17 protein-coding genes are annotated in these 17023 nt (G+C 64.9%); 12 read left to right on the top strand and 5 right to left on the bottom strand.

Features of this window, described 5'->3' with window-relative positions:
- Window positions 1-40 precede the first annotated feature (40 nt).
- Window positions 41-2020, top strand: coding sequence for a MutS-related protein (locus tag QYL91_RS03900; protein ID WP_302082071.1), 1980 nt, complete (start codon window positions 41-43; stop codon window positions 2018-2020).
- A gap of 69 nt (window positions 2021-2089) precedes the next feature.
- A complete protein-coding gene (locus QYL91_RS03895; protein ID WP_302082070.1) occupies window positions 2090-3217 on the top strand; it encodes an ORC1-type DNA replication protein in 1128 nt (375 codons plus the stop codon).
- Between the two features lie 114 nt (window positions 3218-3331).
- Here the strand turns inward: QYL91_RS03895 and QYL91_RS03890 are convergent, their stop codons facing one another.
- Window positions 3332-4117 (bottom strand): DUF7089 family protein, encoded by a 786-nt coding sequence (locus QYL91_RS03890; RefSeq protein WP_302082069.1) that lies wholly within the window; start codon window positions 4115-4117, stop codon window positions 3332-3334.
- Window positions 4118-4299: 182 nt separating this feature from the next.
- Here QYL91_RS03890 and QYL91_RS03885 point away from each other — a divergent pair, with 182 nt between their 5' ends.
- Window positions 4300-4734 (top strand): CBS domain-containing protein, encoded by a 435-nt coding sequence (locus QYL91_RS03885; protein ID WP_302082068.1) that lies wholly within the window; start codon window positions 4300-4302, stop codon window positions 4732-4734.
- On the opposite strand, the gene QYL91_RS03880 is transcribed toward QYL91_RS03885, so the two are convergent.
- Window positions 4735-6195 carry an MATE family efflux transporter gene (locus QYL91_RS03880; RefSeq protein WP_302082067.1) on the bottom strand — a complete coding sequence of 487 codons (1461 nt, stop codon included), beginning with the start codon at window positions 6193-6195 and terminating at the stop codon, window positions 4735-4737.
- 76 nt (window positions 6196-6271) lie between these two features.
- On the opposite strand from QYL91_RS03880, the gene QYL91_RS03875 reads away from it, so the two are divergent.
- Entirely contained in the window at window positions 6272-6646 is a 375-nt protein-coding gene (locus QYL91_RS03875; protein ID WP_302082066.1) for a MaoC/PaaZ C-terminal domain-containing protein, read from the top strand.
- A 2-nt stretch (window positions 6647-6648) separates the two neighbouring features.
- Here the strand turns inward: QYL91_RS03875 and QYL91_RS03870 are convergent, their stop codons facing one another.
- A complete protein-coding gene (locus QYL91_RS03870) occupies window positions 6649-6894 on the bottom strand; it encodes a ferredoxin (RefSeq protein ID WP_302082065.1) in 246 nt (81 codons plus the stop codon).
- A gap of 114 nt (window positions 6895-7008) precedes the next feature.
- Between QYL91_RS03870 and QYL91_RS03865 the strand changes: the two genes are divergently transcribed.
- The 3 genes from QYL91_RS03865 to QYL91_RS03855 are packed head-to-tail and all read left to right on the top strand — an operon-like array spanning window position 7009 to window position 11203.
- On the top strand, window positions 7009-9366 hold the full coding sequence (locus QYL91_RS03865) for an ATP-dependent DNA helicase (RefSeq protein WP_302082064.1): 2358 nt from the start codon (window positions 7009-7011) through the stop codon (window positions 9364-9366).
- On the top strand, window positions 9366-9890 hold the full coding sequence (gene cgi121 / locus QYL91_RS03860) for a KEOPS complex subunit Cgi121 (protein WP_302082063.1): 525 nt from the start codon (window positions 9366-9368) through the stop codon (window positions 9888-9890). The genes QYL91_RS03865 and cgi121 overlap by 1 nt, the downstream gene beginning before the upstream one ends.
- Window positions 9887-11203 (top strand): oxidoreductase, encoded by a 1317-nt coding sequence (locus tag QYL91_RS03855; protein WP_302082062.1) that lies wholly within the window; start codon window positions 9887-9889, stop codon window positions 11201-11203. The genes cgi121 and QYL91_RS03855 overlap by 4 nt, the downstream gene beginning before the upstream one ends.
- Before the next feature lie 52 nt (window positions 11204-11255).
- Here the strand turns inward: QYL91_RS03855 and QYL91_RS03850 are convergent, their stop codons facing one another.
- Complete coding sequence (locus tag QYL91_RS03850; RefSeq protein WP_302082061.1) at window positions 11256-11891, bottom strand: MaoC family dehydratase; 636 nt, start codon at window positions 11889-11891, stop codon at window positions 11256-11258.
- A 249-nt stretch (window positions 11892-12140) separates the two neighbouring features.
- On the opposite strand from QYL91_RS03850, the gene QYL91_RS03845 reads away from it, so the two are divergent.
- From QYL91_RS03845 to QYL91_RS03825, 5 genes are all read left to right on the top strand, one after another.
- Entirely contained in the window at window positions 12141-12440 is a 300-nt protein-coding gene (locus QYL91_RS03845; RefSeq protein ID WP_302082060.1) for an AbrB/MazE/SpoVT family DNA-binding domain-containing protein, read from the top strand.
- A gap of 1 nt (window position 12441) precedes the next feature.
- A complete protein-coding gene (locus QYL91_RS03840) occupies window positions 12442-12993 on the top strand; it encodes a hypothetical protein (RefSeq protein ID WP_302082059.1) in 552 nt (183 codons plus the stop codon).
- A gap of 42 nt (window positions 12994-13035) precedes the next feature.
- Window positions 13036-13581 (top strand): poly(R)-hydroxyalkanoic acid synthase subunit PhaE, encoded by a 546-nt coding sequence (locus QYL91_RS03835; protein ID WP_302082058.1) that lies wholly within the window; start codon window positions 13036-13038, stop codon window positions 13579-13581.
- A 4-nt stretch (window positions 13582-13585) separates the two neighbouring features.
- Complete coding sequence (gene phaC / locus QYL91_RS03830) at window positions 13586-14953, top strand: class III poly(R)-hydroxyalkanoic acid synthase subunit PhaC (protein ID WP_302082057.1); 1368 nt, start codon at window positions 13586-13588, stop codon at window positions 14951-14953.
- A gap of 84 nt (window positions 14954-15037) precedes the next feature.
- Window positions 15038-15496, top strand: a complete 459-nt coding sequence (locus QYL91_RS03825) for a TIGR00725 family protein (RefSeq protein WP_302082056.1) — start codon at window positions 15038-15040, stop codon at window positions 15494-15496.
- Here QYL91_RS03825 and QYL91_RS03820 read toward each other — a convergent pair.
- Window positions 15493-17010, bottom strand: coding sequence for a glutamate-cysteine ligase family protein (locus QYL91_RS03820; RefSeq protein WP_302082055.1), 1518 nt, complete (start codon window positions 17008-17010; stop codon window positions 15493-15495). The two genes, QYL91_RS03825 and QYL91_RS03820, sit on opposite strands and share 4 nt — an antisense overlap.
- Window positions 17011-17023 lie beyond the last annotated feature (13 nt).

The following is a 17023-nucleotide window of genomic DNA, read 5'->3' as shown; positions in this document are numbered from 1 at the left end:
TCGCTGGGTTTTTGCTCCCCGCGCTGATGGATACGAATAGATGGACCTGGAGTCGATACCCGGCGTCGGTGCGAAGACGGCCGACGCGCTGGGGGAACTGGACGACCCCGAACGGGCACTAGAAGCCGGCGACGTTGCTGCACTCGCCCGCGCGCCCGGCATCAGCGAGGGGCGGGCCGCCCGCATCGCACGGGGAGCAATCCAAGCATCCCACGACGACCCCGGCGGGTTCGCGGCCACGGCCCGTGCCCGCGAAATCCACCAGCAGGCACTCGACTTGCTCCAGTCCCGGACGGTCACCGATTACGCGGCCAAACGGCTGGAGACGCTGTATCCAAGCGGCGTCAAGTCCCGCATCCAGGAAGTGCGGACACTCGCCAGCGAGGCACTCGAGCGCGACCCCGACCCCTCGATTATCGACGCGCTCGAAGACGTGGCACCGCTTTCGGAGCCGAGTAGCGTTCGGGTTCGCGACCGGTGTCTCGCCACACAGGACGCCGAAACCTACGCCGCGGCACGCGAGGCGATTCCCGAGGTCAGCGTCGAAGTCGTCGACGATACACAGCAACTCGCGGAACTCGCCCGCGGTTACGCGACTGTCGTCGACCTCGACGAGACCTTCGCCGGCGTTGACGTGGAGGGCGACGTACGCGTCCAGCCGGACGCCCTGGACAACCCCGTCGACGTCGTCCCCGAGCGCGCCCTCCAGTTTTTCGCGACGAACCGCGACCGCATCCGCGCGGCCGCCGCCGTCCACCGCGAAGCAGGGATGGACGCACCCTGCGACCTGGACGCACTGGAGGATGCACTGGCGACGCTCGACACCGACGGGTCGGTCCGGGGCGACGAGGAACTCGACCGGCTTTCGACCGCCGTCGACGACATCGACGCGGCCGTCTCGACCGCCGAAAGCGTCGCCAACGACCACCTTCGCGAGGCCATCGAGGAGCGCGACGTGACAATCGAGGGCACCGATTTGCTCTCGCTGGTCGAACGCGGCGCGGGCGTCGACTCGCTGCTCGACCGGGAACTGGCCGACGAGTACGACGACGCAGTCGAGGCCGCCCGCGACCACCTCGTCGACGCCCTCCAGTTACAGGACACGGCGGCGATTGCCCGCCGCGCCTTCGGCGACGACCCGACCTATCCCGTCGAACACGACGAGGGCGCAATCAGCCGATTGCGCGAGGAGTTGACCGCCGCACGCGACAGGCGAGCGGCCAAGCGCAAGCGCGAACTCGCACGGACGCTCGCGGACCTCCGGGAACCGGCCGCGGAACTCGTCGACGCCGCCCTCCAGCGGGACCTCGAACTCGCCATCGCCCGCTTTGCCGACGATTTCGACTGCACGATGCCCGAGTTCGGTGGAACCGGCTTCGACATCGAGGGCGGCCAGTCGCCGCTGCTGGACGTGCCCTTCGAGGACGCCGAGCCAATCGACTACCGCGTCGAAGGGGTCGCACTGCTCTCGGGTGTCAACAGCGGGGGCAAGACGTCGACGCTGGACCTGGTGGCACTCGTCGTCACGCTCGCACACATGGGCCTGCCCGTGCCCGCTGACCGCGCGCGCATCGAGCGCATCGGCGAACTCCACTACCACGCCAAGACCCAGGGCACGCTCGATGCCGGCGCGTTCGAGTCGACACTGCGGGAGTTTGGGGAACTCGTACAGGGCGTCGACAGCGACCGGCCCGTTCTCGTCCTGGTCGACGAACTGGAGAGCATCACCGAACCGGGCGCGAGTGCGAACATCATGGCGGGTATCCTCGAATCGCTCACGGAGCGGTCCGCGACGGCGGTCTTTGTCTCACACCTCGCCAGAGAGATACAGGCGGCCGCGGCGACCGAAATTACCGTCGACGGCATCGAAGCCGAAGGGCTGGAAAACGGGGAGCTGAAGGTCAATCGCACCCCCGTCAAGGGGCGGCTGGCCCGGTCGACGCCGGAGCTCATCGTCGAGAAGTTGGCTGGGGACAGCGACGACGACTTCTACGCGTCGCTGTTAGAGAAGTTCTCCTGATGCCCGTCGCTGTCGTGTCTGGTCGGTTCTGCAATAGGATTAAGTGGCGGCGACGGCTCGGTGAAAGTGATGACTGACGACCCCGAGGAGGGGATGCTGTCCTGGGACGAATCCGTCTTCAGAGACGAGCACGTCTTCGAAATCGACTACGTTCCGGAGACGTTCATCCACCGCGGGACGCAGATGGAGAGTCTGAAGTACGCACTCCGGCCGGCGGTGCGTGGCTCCCGGCCGCTGAACGTCATGGCGCAGGGACCGCCGGGAACGGGGAAGACGACGGCGGTTCAGATTCTGTTCGACGAGCTCCGCGCCCAGACTGACGTGCAGGCCGTGCGGGTCAACTGCCAGGTCAACTCGACGCGCTACGCTGTGTTCTCGCGGCTCTTCGAGGGCGTCTTCGACTACGAACCGCCCTCCTCGGGAATCTCGTTCAAGAAGCTCTTTTCGCAGGTGACCGACCAACTCGTCGAAGACGACGAGGTGCTGGTGGTCGCACTCGACGACGTGAACTATCTGTTCTACGAGTCTGAGGCCTCCGACACGCTGTACTCGCTACTTCGCGCCCACGAGGAACAGGGCGGGGCGAAAATCGGCGTCATCGTCATCTCCTCGGACCTTGACCTGGACATGATAGAGGAACTGGACAGCCGCGTCCAGTCGGTGTTCCGACCAGAGGAGGTGTACTTTCCCAACTACGATGAGGCCGAAATCGTCGAGATTCTCCGCGAGCGCGCCGACAGAGGCTTTCACGATGGCGTCATCGACACGCCGGTCCTGGACCGCGTCGCGGAACTCACCGCGGAACAGGGCGGTGACCTCCGGGTCGGCATCGACCTGTTGCGACGGGCGGGGTTGACCGCCGAGATGCGCGCCTCCCGGACCGTCGAACACCAGGACGTCGAGGAAGCCTACGACAAATCGAAGTACGTCCACCTCTCGCGACGGCTTCAGGAACTGTCCGACTCTGAAACCGCGCTCGTGGAGGTCATCGCCGAACACGACGGCGAGCGCGCCGGTGACATCTACGACGCCTTCTCCGAGCGGACGGACCTGGGCTACACCCGCTACTCCGAGATTATCAACAAACTCGACCAGCTGGGCATCATCGAGGCCGACTACACCGACGTGGACGGCCGCGGCCGCTCGCGGGAACTCTCCTTGAACTACGACGCCGAGGCCGTTCTCGACCGCATCTAGCTGGGCCAGCCGTACAGCGTTGCCGTCGCCTGCCGACCTGCCGTAAACAATCTAATACAGTGCAAACAGCCGCCGGCAAGGATGGCCTTCTGAGGGTGACGCTACGGGAGATCGTCAGGAGAGCGCTTCGAACGTCCGTTCGGCCCACTGGACCGCGTATGAGGGGCCGTGTTCGCGGTACGCGTCGGCGTCGAGGGCGCTGAACGGCGCCGGGAGTTCGGCGGCGTGTTTGACGGCGCTGCAGGCCAGTTCGGCGGCGTCGCCAAAGTCCGTCTCGCCGCGGGCCATCGCCGTCGAGAGTCCCGACAGGCGCGGTTCGAGCCGTTCGCCGGCGTCCAGCCAGGCGCCGAACAGCGACGAGTGGGTGTCGTCCCACCCAGCGAAGATGTCGCGGGTCTGGAGCCCGAGATACGCGTCGTAACAGGCTGTGGCGACCTGATAGGTTTCAGTCGGCTCAAGGACCGGCGCCGCGGCCGCGTGAAACTCCGGATACGACGGACCGAAAAACTGCAGGAACTGTTCGGGTTCGTCCAGGCCGACTTCGACGAACGCCTCGGCCAGCAGAAAGTCGACGAACGGTTCGGGCGACCCTTCCAGGCGCGGTTTCACGAAGACAGCCGGGGGGTCGGTCTGGCGGGTCCAGACGACGCTGCCGTCGCCCGGCATGCCGATGGTGAACTGCTCGCCGGCAAAGCGGTGGAGAAGCTCCGGGGCGTCTTCGGGAACCCACTCGGCCGGTGCGCTTGCTGGGTCGACTGTGTCGACCAGCAGTCCCAGCTCTTCGGCCTGTGCGGGTGGAATCGTCTCGAAGTCGCGCTCGCAGTCGAAGACGAGCGTATCGGGTGCGTGTTCGTCGCGGACCGCCGCCACGTCGCCGTCGAGCGTGCGCTCGCTGAACATCAGGCCAGCGCGAGGTTGGCCACGAGAACCCCGACCAGCAGCGCCGAGAGGACGATGGTTCCGATGGTGACTTTCGTTGCGTTGTTCATACCGCACGCTTCCACCAGCAGTGATAAAAAGGCACAGATTTCGACCTATCCCAGGGGCCAAAGTTAAGCCCTGCCCGGTGTACACCTTTGAATATGACTGACGAAACACCGGTCAGCGAAATCATGAGCAGCCCCGTCATCACAGTCACACAGGACACGACAGTCGCCGAGGCTGCCGAAGTCCTCGCCGACGAACACGTCGGCTCGCTCGTCGTCGGTGACGACATCATCGAGGGCATCGTCACCGAGACGGACATCGTCCGCGCAGTCGGGGGCGGACTCGACCTCTCTGCGACGACGGTTGCGGAGATTATGTCCGACCCGGTCGTCACCATCCGGCCACACGAAGCGGTCCGGACGGCCGGCGAACGGATGGGGCACAACGGCGTCAAGAAGTTGCCCGTCACTGAGGACGGCGAGCCCGTCGGCATCGTCACGACGACCGACCTCGCTCACTTCTTCCCGCGGAGCCGCATCAAGATGGCCTCCCAGCCGGAACGCGACGTCCACGAAGGCGAGTTCGAGTAATCAGTCCGCCGAGCCGACGCTCGCTCGTCGGGCGACGGCTTTCCAGTGCCCGGACCAGAACCGCCCCGTATTCACCACAGCTTTGGTGTAGTAATCCCCGAGTAGCGCCAGGAATATCGCCGGGTAGCCCAGCCCGAGCCCTGGCGTCATCGAGAAGCCGGCCACGCTGATGGTAACCGCCGTCGGGAGTGCGAGCGCTGCGAGCGGAATCCGGACGACGTACGACCCGATGAAGGTTCCATACAGCGGCCAGTGGGTGTCTCCGGCGCCGCGCAGGCTCCCCCGCATCGTTCGGGAGACGGAAAATCCCGCCGTCGCGAGGCCGAACACGCGGATGAAATCGACGGTGAGGTCGACGTGTGCCGTCCCGAAGGCGGTCGCGATGGGACGGGCCGCGAGCACGAGGACGCCCGCCGCGAGCAGTTGCGTCACCAACCCGAGCCGGAGCGTCTGCCAGCCGTAGTCGGTGGCCTCGTCCTCGTGGCCTGCACCGAGTGACTGTCCAACGAGCGTGCTGGCGGCCGTCGAGTACCCCCACGCGGGCATCAGCGCGAACATCATGACCCGGCGACCGATAGCGTAGGCCGCGACTGCGGGCGTTCCGAGCACGCCGAGGATGAACAGGAACGGAAAGCGGGCCGTCGTCTGGAGCAGTCGCATTCCCGCAAGCGGGGACGCGACACGGACAATCTCGCGGACGAGTCCGGCATCGAACTGCCGGCCACCCAGCGGGAGCGTGACGTCGTACCGGCCGGAGGCAAGGAGCGCGAAAAAGACCAGCGCGGCGACCATGTTGGCGATTGCGGTACCAAGCGCCGCGCCGACGACGCCGAGTGTCGGGGCCGGTCCCAGTCCGAAGACCAACACCGCGTTGAGAACGACGTTGGTCGGTAGGGTCAGGAGGCGGACGTACATCGGCGTCCGCGTATCGCCGCTGCCGGCGAGTGCGCGTGCGGAGACCATACTCCAGAACTGGAAGGCAAGCGAGAGCATCACGACCTGGAGGTAGGCGCTGCCGTAGCGGACGACGGCCGGGTCCCCTGTCAACACCCCGACGAGTGGCTCGGCGTACACCCAGCTAACGGCCGTCAGGGGGAGCGACACTGCAAGCGAGAGCCACAAAGACTGCTTGACCGCGAGGTTCGCACGGGCACGCTCGCCCGCACCCTGTAGCCGGGAGACGACGCTAATTGTCCCCGAGGTCAGCGCCAGCGAGAGGCCAAAACCGATGAAGTAGTACTGAAAGCCGAGTTCGAGACCGGCAATCGCGGCGTCGCCGAGCGCGAGCCCAACGAAGAGGAAATCGGCCATCCGCAACAGGACGCGCAGCCCGCCGGTGACCATCACGGGGACCGCGAGGTCGAAGGCCTCGGTCGCTTTCACGCGCTCGACGAGTCCCAGCCGGGCGAGAACGGCCGGAAACCAGTCGAGCACTCGCTGGACGAGCGCGCGGACAGCCATTGGCCACGGATTTTATCGCCAGGGCTACTTGTCTTTCGACTATCGGGCTTTTCCGTCGGGCGTGCCTGCCCCCTCCATGGAGGAAGGCGAGACGTACACACACGAGCGGACGTTCACCCGCGAGGACGTCCTGCAGTTTGCGGACCTGACCGGGGACGACCAGCCACGTCACACCGACCCCGACGAGGAGGGACGCGTGCTCGTCCAGGGACTGTTGACGGGTAGTCTGCTGACGAAAATCGGCGGCGACCATGAGGTGCTCTCCCGACGGATGGACCTGCACTTCTCGAAACCGGTCTACACCGGCCAGCCGCTGACCTGCCGGTGGACGACCGAGCATGTCGATACTCGCGGCGAACACACCTACGTCGAGGCGGCCGTCGTGGTCGAACGGCCAGGGGAGTCTACACCCGATGTCGTCCTGGAGGCGACGGTAGAGGGATACGTCTGAGTTTAGGGAATCAACTGTTCGCCGTCGTCGTCGTAGACGGCGATGGCATCGACCGGACAGGCACGCGCCGCGAACTTCGCGTCGAGTTCTGCGTCGTCCGGGACTTCGCGGACGAACACACCATCCTCGTCCTCGTCGCTGTCCCGGAGTATCGCCTTCCCGGCGTCTTTGTCCTCCTCGAAGGCGTCCCACTCTGCGACACACTGGAACATCCCGATACAGGTGTCGCGGTCGTATTCGATTCGCATACACTGGCATGGGAAGTCGGCCGGTAAAAGCGTGTGGACTACTAGCAGAATTTCTCCGCGCAGACGGCTTCACTGAACGAACGTTTAAACGGTGGCACGCCCCACCCACGCATAATGGACGTTGCGGACATCCCGGGCGTGCCCGACTGGCTGCCCGACCACCTGCGCGAGCAGGGCATCGAGTCGCTGTACCCGCCACAGGCCGAGGCCGTCGAGGCCGGCGTCACCGAAAACGAGAGTCTCGTCGCCTCGATACCCACCGCCAGTGGGAAAACACTCATCGCGACGCTGGCGATGCTCTCGTCTATCGAACGCCAGGGGAAGGCGCTGTACATCGTCCCCCTGCGCGCACTCGCCAGCGAGAAGCAGGCCGACTTCGAGGAGTACGAACAGTACGGCCTCGACATCGGCGTCTCGACGGGCAACTACGAATCGGAGGGTGGCTGGCTCGCCGACAAGGACATCGTCGTCGCCACCAGCGAGAAGGTCGATTCCCTCGTGCGAAACGACGCGCCGTGGCTCGACGACCTATCCTCGGTCGTCGCAGACGAAGTCCACCTGGTCGACGACGGCGAGCGCGGCCCGACGCTGGAGGTCACACTCGCGAAACTCCGCTCGCTGAACCCCTCGCTGCAGACCGTCGCGCTCTCGGCGACCATCGGCAACGCGAACGAACTGGCCGACTGGCTGGACGCGAAACTGGTCGACTCGGACTGGCGCCCCATCGAACTCCAGAAGGGCGTCCACTACGGTGACGCGCTTCATCTCGAAGACGGGAGCCAGTCACGCGTCGCAGTCAAAAACAGCGAGGACCAGACTGCCGCTGTCGTCCGCGATACGCTCGAAGACGACGGCTCCTCGCTGGTCTTCGTCAACTCCCGGCGCAACGCCGAGGCCGCCGCACGGCGACTGACCGGCACGACCGAAGCATTCCTCTCCGGAGACGAGCGGGACGAACTCGCGGAAATCGCCGCCGAGATTCGCGACGTGAGCGACACCGAGACCAGCGATGACCTCGCCGATGCCGTCGCGAAGGGGGCGGCGTTTCACCACGCCGGCCTGGCACGCGAGCACCGCTCGCTCGTCGAAGACGCCTTTCGGGACCGACTGCTGAAAGTCGTCTCCGCGACACCCACTCTCGCCGCCGGAGTCAACACCCCCAGCCGTCGGGTCGTCGTCCGGGACTGGCGGCGCTACGACGGGACCATGGGTGGGATGAAACCCCTCTCGGTGCTGGAGGTCCACCAGATGATGGGCCGGGCCGGGCGGCCGGGACTGGACCCCTACGGCGAGGCGGTCCTCGTCGCCTCCAGCCACGACGAACTCGACGAACTGTTCGAGCGGTACGTCTGGGCCGACCCCGAACCCGTCGAGTCGAAACTGGCCGCCGAACCCGCACTCAGAACGCACATCCTCGCGACCGTTGCATCGAACTTCGCGCGCTCCCGCGAGGGACTGCTGGACTTCCTGGAGGGCACGCTGTACGCCGAACAGACCGCCGACCGCCACCGACTCGAACAGGTCACCGACAACGTCATCGAGTATCTGGTTCGGAACGACTTCTTGACCCAAGAGGGGGAGGAACTCTCCCCAACCAGCCTCGGTCACACCGTCTCACGTCTCTACCTCGACCCGATGAGCGCCGCCGAAATCATCGACGGCCTGCGGGCGGCCCAGCGAGATACGGGGGCGACCACCGCGGACGCGTCTGACGAGGCCGGTAGCTTCCAGACTGCCAACGAACTCCGCGAGCAGGGCGGCGGTGGTGACGGGGCCCCCGAACTCACCGCGCTCGGTCTGTACCACCTCGTCGCGCGCACGCCGGACATGTACGAACTGTACCTCCGCTCGGGCGACGAGGAGAAATACACCAAAATTGCCTACGAACGAGAAAACGAGTTGCTGGGTCGGGCACCCTCCGAATACGAGGACCGCTTCGACGACTGGCTGTCGGCGCTGAAGACCGCTTGCCTGCTCGAAGACTGGGCCAGCGAACTCGACGAGGACGAGATTACCGACCGCTACAGCATCGGGCCGGGCGACATCCGCGGGAAAGTCGAGACTGCACAGTGGTTACTCGGGGCGGCGGAGTCGCTGGTCTCGGAACTCGATGTCGACGCCGTGCCTGCGATTCGGGAGGCCCGGACCCGGGCCGAACACGGTGTTCGGTCGGAACTGGTCGACCTCGCTGGCGTTCGCGGCGTGGGTCGCAAGCGCGCCCGCCGACTCTTCGAGGCCGGCATCGAGACGCGAGCGGACCTCCGGGACGCCGACAAGTCCGTCGTCCTGGCGGCGCTTCGCGGCCGGGAGAAGACCGCCGAGAACGTCCTCGAAAACGCCGGACACCGCAATCCGTCGATGGCAGATGTGGACCCATCCGAGGAAATTTCTCACGAAGGAACAGATGACAGTGTGTCGGCGGATGCAGAGGGGACTGCCGGCGAGGACCAGGCGAACCTTGGTGATTTCTGATGGAGGTAATCGAGGGCACGGCGACAGTCGAAGACGTGGACGCCTTCGTCGAGGAACTTGGTGCCATCGGCGCGGAGTACGGCGTCGCGGTCCAGGCGTTCGACGCCCGGTACGTCGTCGGACGCGAGCATCTGGAACGGGCGGTGGCGCTGGCCAACCGCGCGGCCGAACGCGATGAGATGATCGCCCGGAATCGCGCAGTCGAGATACTGCTGTACGCGGCCGGTCGCCGCCAGATAAACCGGGCACTCGAGATAGGCGTCGACGAGGGGACGACGCCGGCAGTCGTGGTCGTCGACGACGGGCCAGCAGGAGGCGACGAAGCGGATGCAGCGGGAGGCGATGAGGCTGGCGCAGCGGCAGCGGTCGGTGACTTGCTCGACCCCGCAGCGACGCTGGGTGAGTACGACCGCGAGCGCGTGATGGACTTTTTCGACATCTCCGAGCGGGAACTGGGCGCTACCGAGGGCACGCTCGCCGACGTGGTCTGTGAGCGCGTCGCGCTGTTGACCGTCGAGCGATGAGCCGACTCACCGACCCCATCAGTATCGGCGGCGTCGAGATACCGAATCGGCTCTATCGGGCGCCGCTGCTCGAGTGTGCCGGCAACGGTCCCGACGCCGTCGACACGCTCGTCGACGAACTCGAACCCGCCGCCGAGGCGGGCGCTGGACTCATCTTCCAGGGTGCGAGCATCGTCACAGCAGAGGGCGGGTGTGCCGCGCCGAACATGACTCGCGTTCACGACCCCGACTTCGCCTCGGAACTGTCTCGGTTGACCGACGCGGTTCACGACCACGACAGACGCATCTTCCTGCAACTGTCTCACGGTGGGCTGCGCAGTCTCGATATGTGGCACGCCGGCCATCGTGACGAGGCCGGGCCGACGAGCCAGCGCGCCGTCTCGCAGCCTCCCTGGCATCTTCGCCTCGCGGACCGGCTCGGATTCGTCGACCTCCGGCCCGACGTGCTCTCGACTTCCGAGGTGTACGACCTCGCCGAGGCGTTCGGGCGCGCGGCGGGCTACGCCGTCGACGCCGGGTACGACGGAATCCACATCTCCGGGGCGAACATGGGCATCGTCCAGCAGTTTCTCTCGCCGTACTACAACCGCCGCAACGACGAGTTCGCCGACGGTGTCGAGTTCCTGCTGGCAATCGAGGAGTCGATTCGCGACCACGCTGGCGACGTGCCGCTGGTGACGAAAGTGCCCGCCGAGACGGCCGCTCCGCCCTTCGTCCGTCGGCATCTCACGCGGGGCGACGGCGTCGACATCGCGACGAGACTCGCGACGGCGGGCTACGACGCGCTCGTCCCCGTCGAGGTATCGGTCTACTGGGACATGAGCATCGTCCGCGGGGCGTATCCGGCCAGGGCGTGGGCGGCCTCGGAGTTGCAGTCCGACTACGCTGCGGTCTTTGGCTCGCGCTGGCGGGCCCAGGCCGTCCGGGCGGCAAACCGACTCGAAGCACGCTGGTATCCGCGGGACCCCGGCTGGAACGCCGACTTCTGTCGCACGGTCAGCGCGGCCGTCGACGTGCCGGTCCTCTGTGAGGGCGGGATACGCGAGCGCACGCAGTGTGAGACCCTACTCGGTGAGAATGGCCCTGCGCCCGCCTGTGACCTCGTCGGGATGGGCCGGCCCTTCTACGCGGAACCGCGGCTCCCGGCGCGGCTTCTTGCCGGGCAAGAGCGTGTGCTCTGTGAGAGCTGTAACAACTGTACGGTCCCGCAGGCGGCCGGGGAGCCTGGACGCTGTCGAACGCCCGATATCGTCCGCGAGCGTGGCCGCCTCGCTGCTGAGGGGGCCTACGATGGGACTGGAGAAGACGGCTAAAACCGAAAAACGAGCAGAAACACAGCACAGGCCGGGTGAACCGGTAGCGTCGTCAGTCTTCGACAGCAGCCTTCGCGCCGTCGGGGAGTTCGTCGACCATGATGACGGCTTCGCCGTCGATGGCGATGTCCTCGCCGTTGAGGACACGTGTCGTGAGCCGGTACTGGTTGTTCCCCAGGTCTTCGACGATTTCACACTCGGCGGTGATGCGGTCGTCGATGCGGACCGGATTGTGGAACTCCAGGTCCTGTGAGAGGTAGATGACCATACCCGGCACGCGCGCGAGTGCGGCGGAGATGAGTCCACCGACCAGCGTCCCGTGGGCGATACGGCCACTGAAGCGTGTCTCGTCGGCGAACTCTTCGTCGAGGTGCAGCGGATTGGTGTCCCCGCTGGAGGCGGCGAACCGTCGCACGTCGCCGTCGGTGATGGTCTTGGTGAACTCGAATCGGTCGCCGACCGACAGCGTCATCGGGTCGTCGGCGGTGAGTTCGGTGTGCCATTCGGGCAGGTCCTCGTTGGGCTCGATGCGGTCGGTCGGTGCAGCCACGGAGCCCTCTTCCTCGTCCGGCTCGACGCCGAACGCCGCGAACGCGGCCCGGTTTGCGGCAACGACACTGTCAAATACGTGTGACGACGTCTCGGTCCACGTATCCAGCAACGCGTTGTGTTCCGATCTAGAACTCATTAGACTCACCCTTTGCCTTACAGCCTCTTAAATCGTGAGGGTAATTCACTAACATTGTTGTCCCTTTGCGACCACTACCGGCCGGTCCGTTTGTTCGACTGCTCCGACGACACTGCGTAGACGTACGGCTGTGCAACTGACTTTTCATACCTATTGGTAGGCTCTGTTGGCACTTAATGGTATCGTATGGTATTAGATGGTATTCAGCGCAAGCTTTATACTACCTGCCGGTGTATTAACATATGACCGATGTCCGACGAAAGCGACGGGCCGATGTGGCCTCCCGCAATGTTCAAGGCGTTTCAGGAGACGGGCGAGCAGGCAGTCGAGAAGCAACAGGAGTTGCTCAAACAGATGATGGGTGGCGGAATGTCCGGGATGGATATGAACCAGATTGGCGCGATGAGTCAGACGGCGACGTTCAAAACTCGCGTCCAGAGCGGCGGCCGCATCAGCATTCCCGATGCCGAGCGGGAGGCGCTCGACATCGAGGAGGGCGACATCGTCCAGACCGTCGTTATCCCGGTCAAACGAAACAGGAGTGAGTAACATGGTAGATTACACGACACCCATTACATCGACGTTCGAACTGCAGCGCCAGACAATCAAACAGAGCCACCAGGCTCTCGACCGCACCGTAGACTTCCAGCACCGCGTCACCGACGCGATGGTCGACGGACTCGACAGCTCCGAGTCGGCCCAGCGCCGACTCGTCGAACTCCAGCAGGACGCACTGCACAACACCCTCGACGCCATCGAGGCCAACGTCCCTGGCGTCGGAGACTCTCTCGACGAACTCCGCGACAACATCGACGAGCAGTACGAACTGCTGCTGGAAAACCACGCCGAGGCCTTCGAGACCCTCTCCGAGGAACTCGACGAGGGCATCGCCGCCTACGACGACGTAAGCGGAGACTACCTCGAGGCCCTCGAAGAGCAGATCGACCACCTCCTGGAGACCCACGAGGAACTCGAATCACAGTCCGTCGAGGCTGTCGACCAGCTCGCAGCACAGGTCGACGAGATTCAGGCACAGGTCGAGGAAATGCAGGACCAGATGCAAGACGTTTCCGAGCAGACCATCGAGGTCGTCGAGGCGTAAACCGCCGGAATCTTTTATCTTACACAGGAGATACATATACCCATGAGCGATTCAAACCAGATTCAAGACGAGTGGAACGAGATGATAGAGCAGATGAACGACGCAGTCGCCGACTCCGTCGAGCAGAACATGCAGGCACAGGCCGCGCTGGTCGACGCCTGGAGTGACGCGTTCGACAACTCCGTCCCCGAAGACGACGTCGTCGAGGACGGCATGGAGGGCTACGGCCGCGCCTACGAAGTGTGGATGGACGCCGCCGAAGAGATGTTCGAGAAGACGACAGACGCTGCAGAGGGCGAGGATGTTGGACCGACAGAGTTCCGCGACATCTGGCTGCAGTCGGCCAACGACGCGTTCAAGGAAGTCATGTCCACGAGCGCCTTTGCCTCCGCGAACGGCCAGCTCGTCGAGACAATGATGGAGATGCAACAGGAAGTCGACGAAGTCACACAGGACACCATCTCGCAGATGGGCATGCCGACGCGTGAGGACGTCGAGGAAGTCGGCGAGCGACTCATCGAACTGGAACGTCGCCAGCACGACGTCGAACAGAAACTCGACCGTGTGCTCGACGCCATAGAGGAGTAGAGTCATGCCATTCAACCCACTGGCGGCAGCGATGGACGCACAGACCGAGACGATGGAGAGTCTCGCGGATGCGACCCGCAAAGCATCCATTGCACCCGAACGCGCCGTCGAGATAGAGACGATAGAAGTCGGCCAGACCCCCTCCGAGGTCGTCTACGAGGAGAACAAGCTGGAACTGCTCCACTACGAGTCCCAGACCGACGAACAAAACGAGGTCCCAATCCTCATCGTGTACGCGCTTATCAACAAGCCGTACATCCTCGACTTACAGCCCGACCGGTCGGTCATCCGCCGACTCCTCGATGCGGGCCACGACGTGTACATGATTGACTGGAACGAGCCCTCGCGGCTCGACCAGAACCTCGGCCTGCACGACTACGTCAACCGTTACATCGACAACTGCGTCGACGAAGTCGCCGAGAGCTCCGGGCAGGACAAAATCAACCTGCTCGGGTACTGCATGGGCGGGACGATGACCGCCATCTACTCCTCGCTCAACCCCGAGAAGGTCAACGCGCTTGGCCTGATGGCCGCCGGCCTCTGTTTCGACCAGACCGGTGGCGTCCTCGAAGACTGGGGTAGCGAAGAGTACTACGACCCACAGGACGTCGTCGACACGTACGGCAACGTCCCCGCAGAGATGCTCGACGACGGCTTCGCGCTGATGGACCCCATCGACAACTACCTCCGGAAGTACATCACCCTCTACGAGAACCTGGAGAGTGACGGGTTCGTCCAGAACTTCTCCCGGATGGAGCGGTGGCTCGACGAGGGCATCGACCTCGCAGGGCAGGCCTACGTCGAGTTCCTTCAGAAAATCTACCAGAACAACGAACTCTACCGAAACGTTCTGGAAATCAACGGCCAGCAGGTCGACATCGGCAACATCGACATGCCGATAATCCAGATTATCGGCGAGTACGACCACCTCATCCCGCCAGAGGCCTCCAAGCCGTTCAACGACGTCGTCGGCAGCGACGACGTGACCACCATCGAGTACCCGACCGGCCACATCGGGATGTCGGTCTCCTCGTCCTCCCACGAGGACGTCTGGCCGGAAGTGTGTGACTGGTTCTGGGAGAAATCCGAGGCCGCCGAAGACGCAGACGACACCGAGGCCGCCGAGGAAGACGTCTCCGAGATTCAGGAACAGGCCGCCCAACAGGTCGCCGACGACGCCGAGAGCGACGACGCGGAAGCCGACGCCGACCCCGTCGAAACCGTCAGCGGCATCGGCCCGACCTACGCCGAACGCCTGATGGCCGCCGGCGTCGAGACGACGGCCGACCTCGCCGAGTACGACGCAGCGGAACTGGCCGACCTCGCCGAGACCAACGAGTCTCGCGCCCAGGACTGGCTCGACCAACTCTAGATCCTGACCCGGGTTCGTCGGTCCCCACTCCTTTTGACGACCGCAGTACCGTGATTTTTACCGCACAGCGCCGTTGCTGTGCGTATGCGCGTCAGTGTCATCGGCGGCAGTAGCGTCACCGACGAGGAGTACGACCAGGCCCTCGAAGTCGGGCGGGTGCTCGGCGAGCACGGCCACGAGGTCGTCTGCGGCGGCCGCGGCGGCGTCATGGAGGCGGTCTGTCGTGGCGCACGCGAGACCGGCGGTCACACCATCGGCATCCTCCCTGGCAGTCACCGCGGAGGCGCCAACGAGTACGTCCAGACGACGATTGCGACGGGGCTTGGCAACGCCCGGAACCCGCTGGTCGTGCTCAACGGCGACGCCGCAATCGCTATCGACGGCGGCCCGGGCACGCTCTCGGAACTCGGTCACGCGCTCGATTTCGGCCGACCCGTCGCCGGTCTCGGCACCCACCGTATCGACGGTCTCGAAGGCATCGAACACGTCGAGAAACCGGCCGAGGCCGTCGCGTACGTCGAGAAAACCCACGACGGAAATTAGAGCCAGTCGGTAAAGGAGCCCTCGATGAGCGTCTCGGACTGGTTGTGGACATATTCGGCCTGCATGCCCCAGATTGCTTCCGTAAGCGGGACGCCGGCCTCGATGCTCTCGTGGACCCGCTCGTGTTTCCAGCGGGCGGGCGTCATCCGGCGGTCCAGACGCTCCCGGAGCGGCCGGATGTATTTGCGGGCCTGCTCTGTCGAGAGTCCCCTGGCTTCCAGGCCGTGGCGGGCGAACTCGAACAGTTCGTGTCCGATTTCGTCTATCGCCGTCGTCTCGGCGCCGTCGCTTGTTATCCACTCGATGTCGGCCTGCAACCCGTCGCGGGTGGCCGCGTAGAAGTTCTCTTTTGCCGTCTCCCAGTCGAGTGCGCGCACGGGGTGTTCGTGCCGGCGCAGACTCTCCATGAGACCGGCGAAGACGGCCTCGAAGGCCACGCTGTCCCGAATCGTCGGCTGGGCGGGCAGCGGTCGAAACTCGATGCGGGCGTTGGCCTGTGACCGGCTCGGTCCGTCGAAGACGGGTCGCACCCACCGCCAGTAGCTCCCGTGTTTGTGCCGGAAGTGGGCAAACTGGTCGTCGAAGCGGTTGCCGGTGGTGACCTTGGTCGGGACGATACACCTGTCGTCAGCAATCGCGTCGATGGCGTCCTCGACGGTCTCGAAGTCCGGCGGGAAACACACTTTGGGGTCTTCCTCGTGGTCTTCCGGCGGATTCAGGACCGATTCGAAGATGCCGATGCGGTGTTCCATGTGGGCGTCGGCGACGATTTCGGCGTCGGGGTCGTCGTCGTAGAGGTCCGGGGGGAAGAAGGGGGCGTTGACACCCAGCGCGAGCAGCGGGCCGGCGACGCGGAGGGCGTATCTGAAATACTCCGGGAGGTCGGGCGCGTGGGGCACCTGGTAGTGGGGCTGAATCGAGGTGATGAGACTCTCGGGCATCACCGTCTCCGCCGACAGCGAGACGTGGGGCGCGTCGAGTTCGAACCGCGATGGGTAGTCGGTGTTTGCCATCGCGTGGTACCTGACGGAATCGCTCATGTTGGTCGCGATGCGAATCCCGTCGTGTTCGACGAAGTCGGTCAGATACTCCGTCGCCGTCTCGCCGGTCGGCGGGACCGTCCACATCCCGTCGGTCACCAGCGAGAGGTCCTCGGCGTTGGTCTTCTCCTGGGCCGGCGCGAAGTGTGCCTGGAGTTCCTTCTCCTGGGCGATGAGGCCATACCGGGTCAGTGGCTCCGGACTCGTCTGCATCTCGGCGTTGTGGAGGCCGAGTTCCTTCTCGAAGCCGATGAGCCCCAGCAGCTTTCGGGGCATCCGGCGGAGCCCGTCGGTCCGCGAGTCGGCACCGTACAGTTCCATCTCCAGGCCGACCAGCGCCTGGGTGTTGTCGAAGGTCCCCGACTGGACCTCCGCTTTGAGCTGTTCTGTCTCTTCCTGTGCGCGGGCACGGAACGCCTCGGCGTCCACGTCGAGTATCTCCTGGACCTTCGTCGCCAGTTCCGAACCAGACATGGAACCCCCTTCG

Origin of the sequence: Salinibaculum rarum (assembly GCF_030505615.1) — an archaeon.
Taxonomy (GTDB): Archaea; Halobacteriota; Halobacteria; order Halobacteriales; family Haloarculaceae; genus Salinibaculum; species Salinibaculum rarum.
The sequence above is the reverse complement of the archived record's forward strand: the minus strand, read 5'-3'. Positions and strand labels throughout refer to the sequence as shown.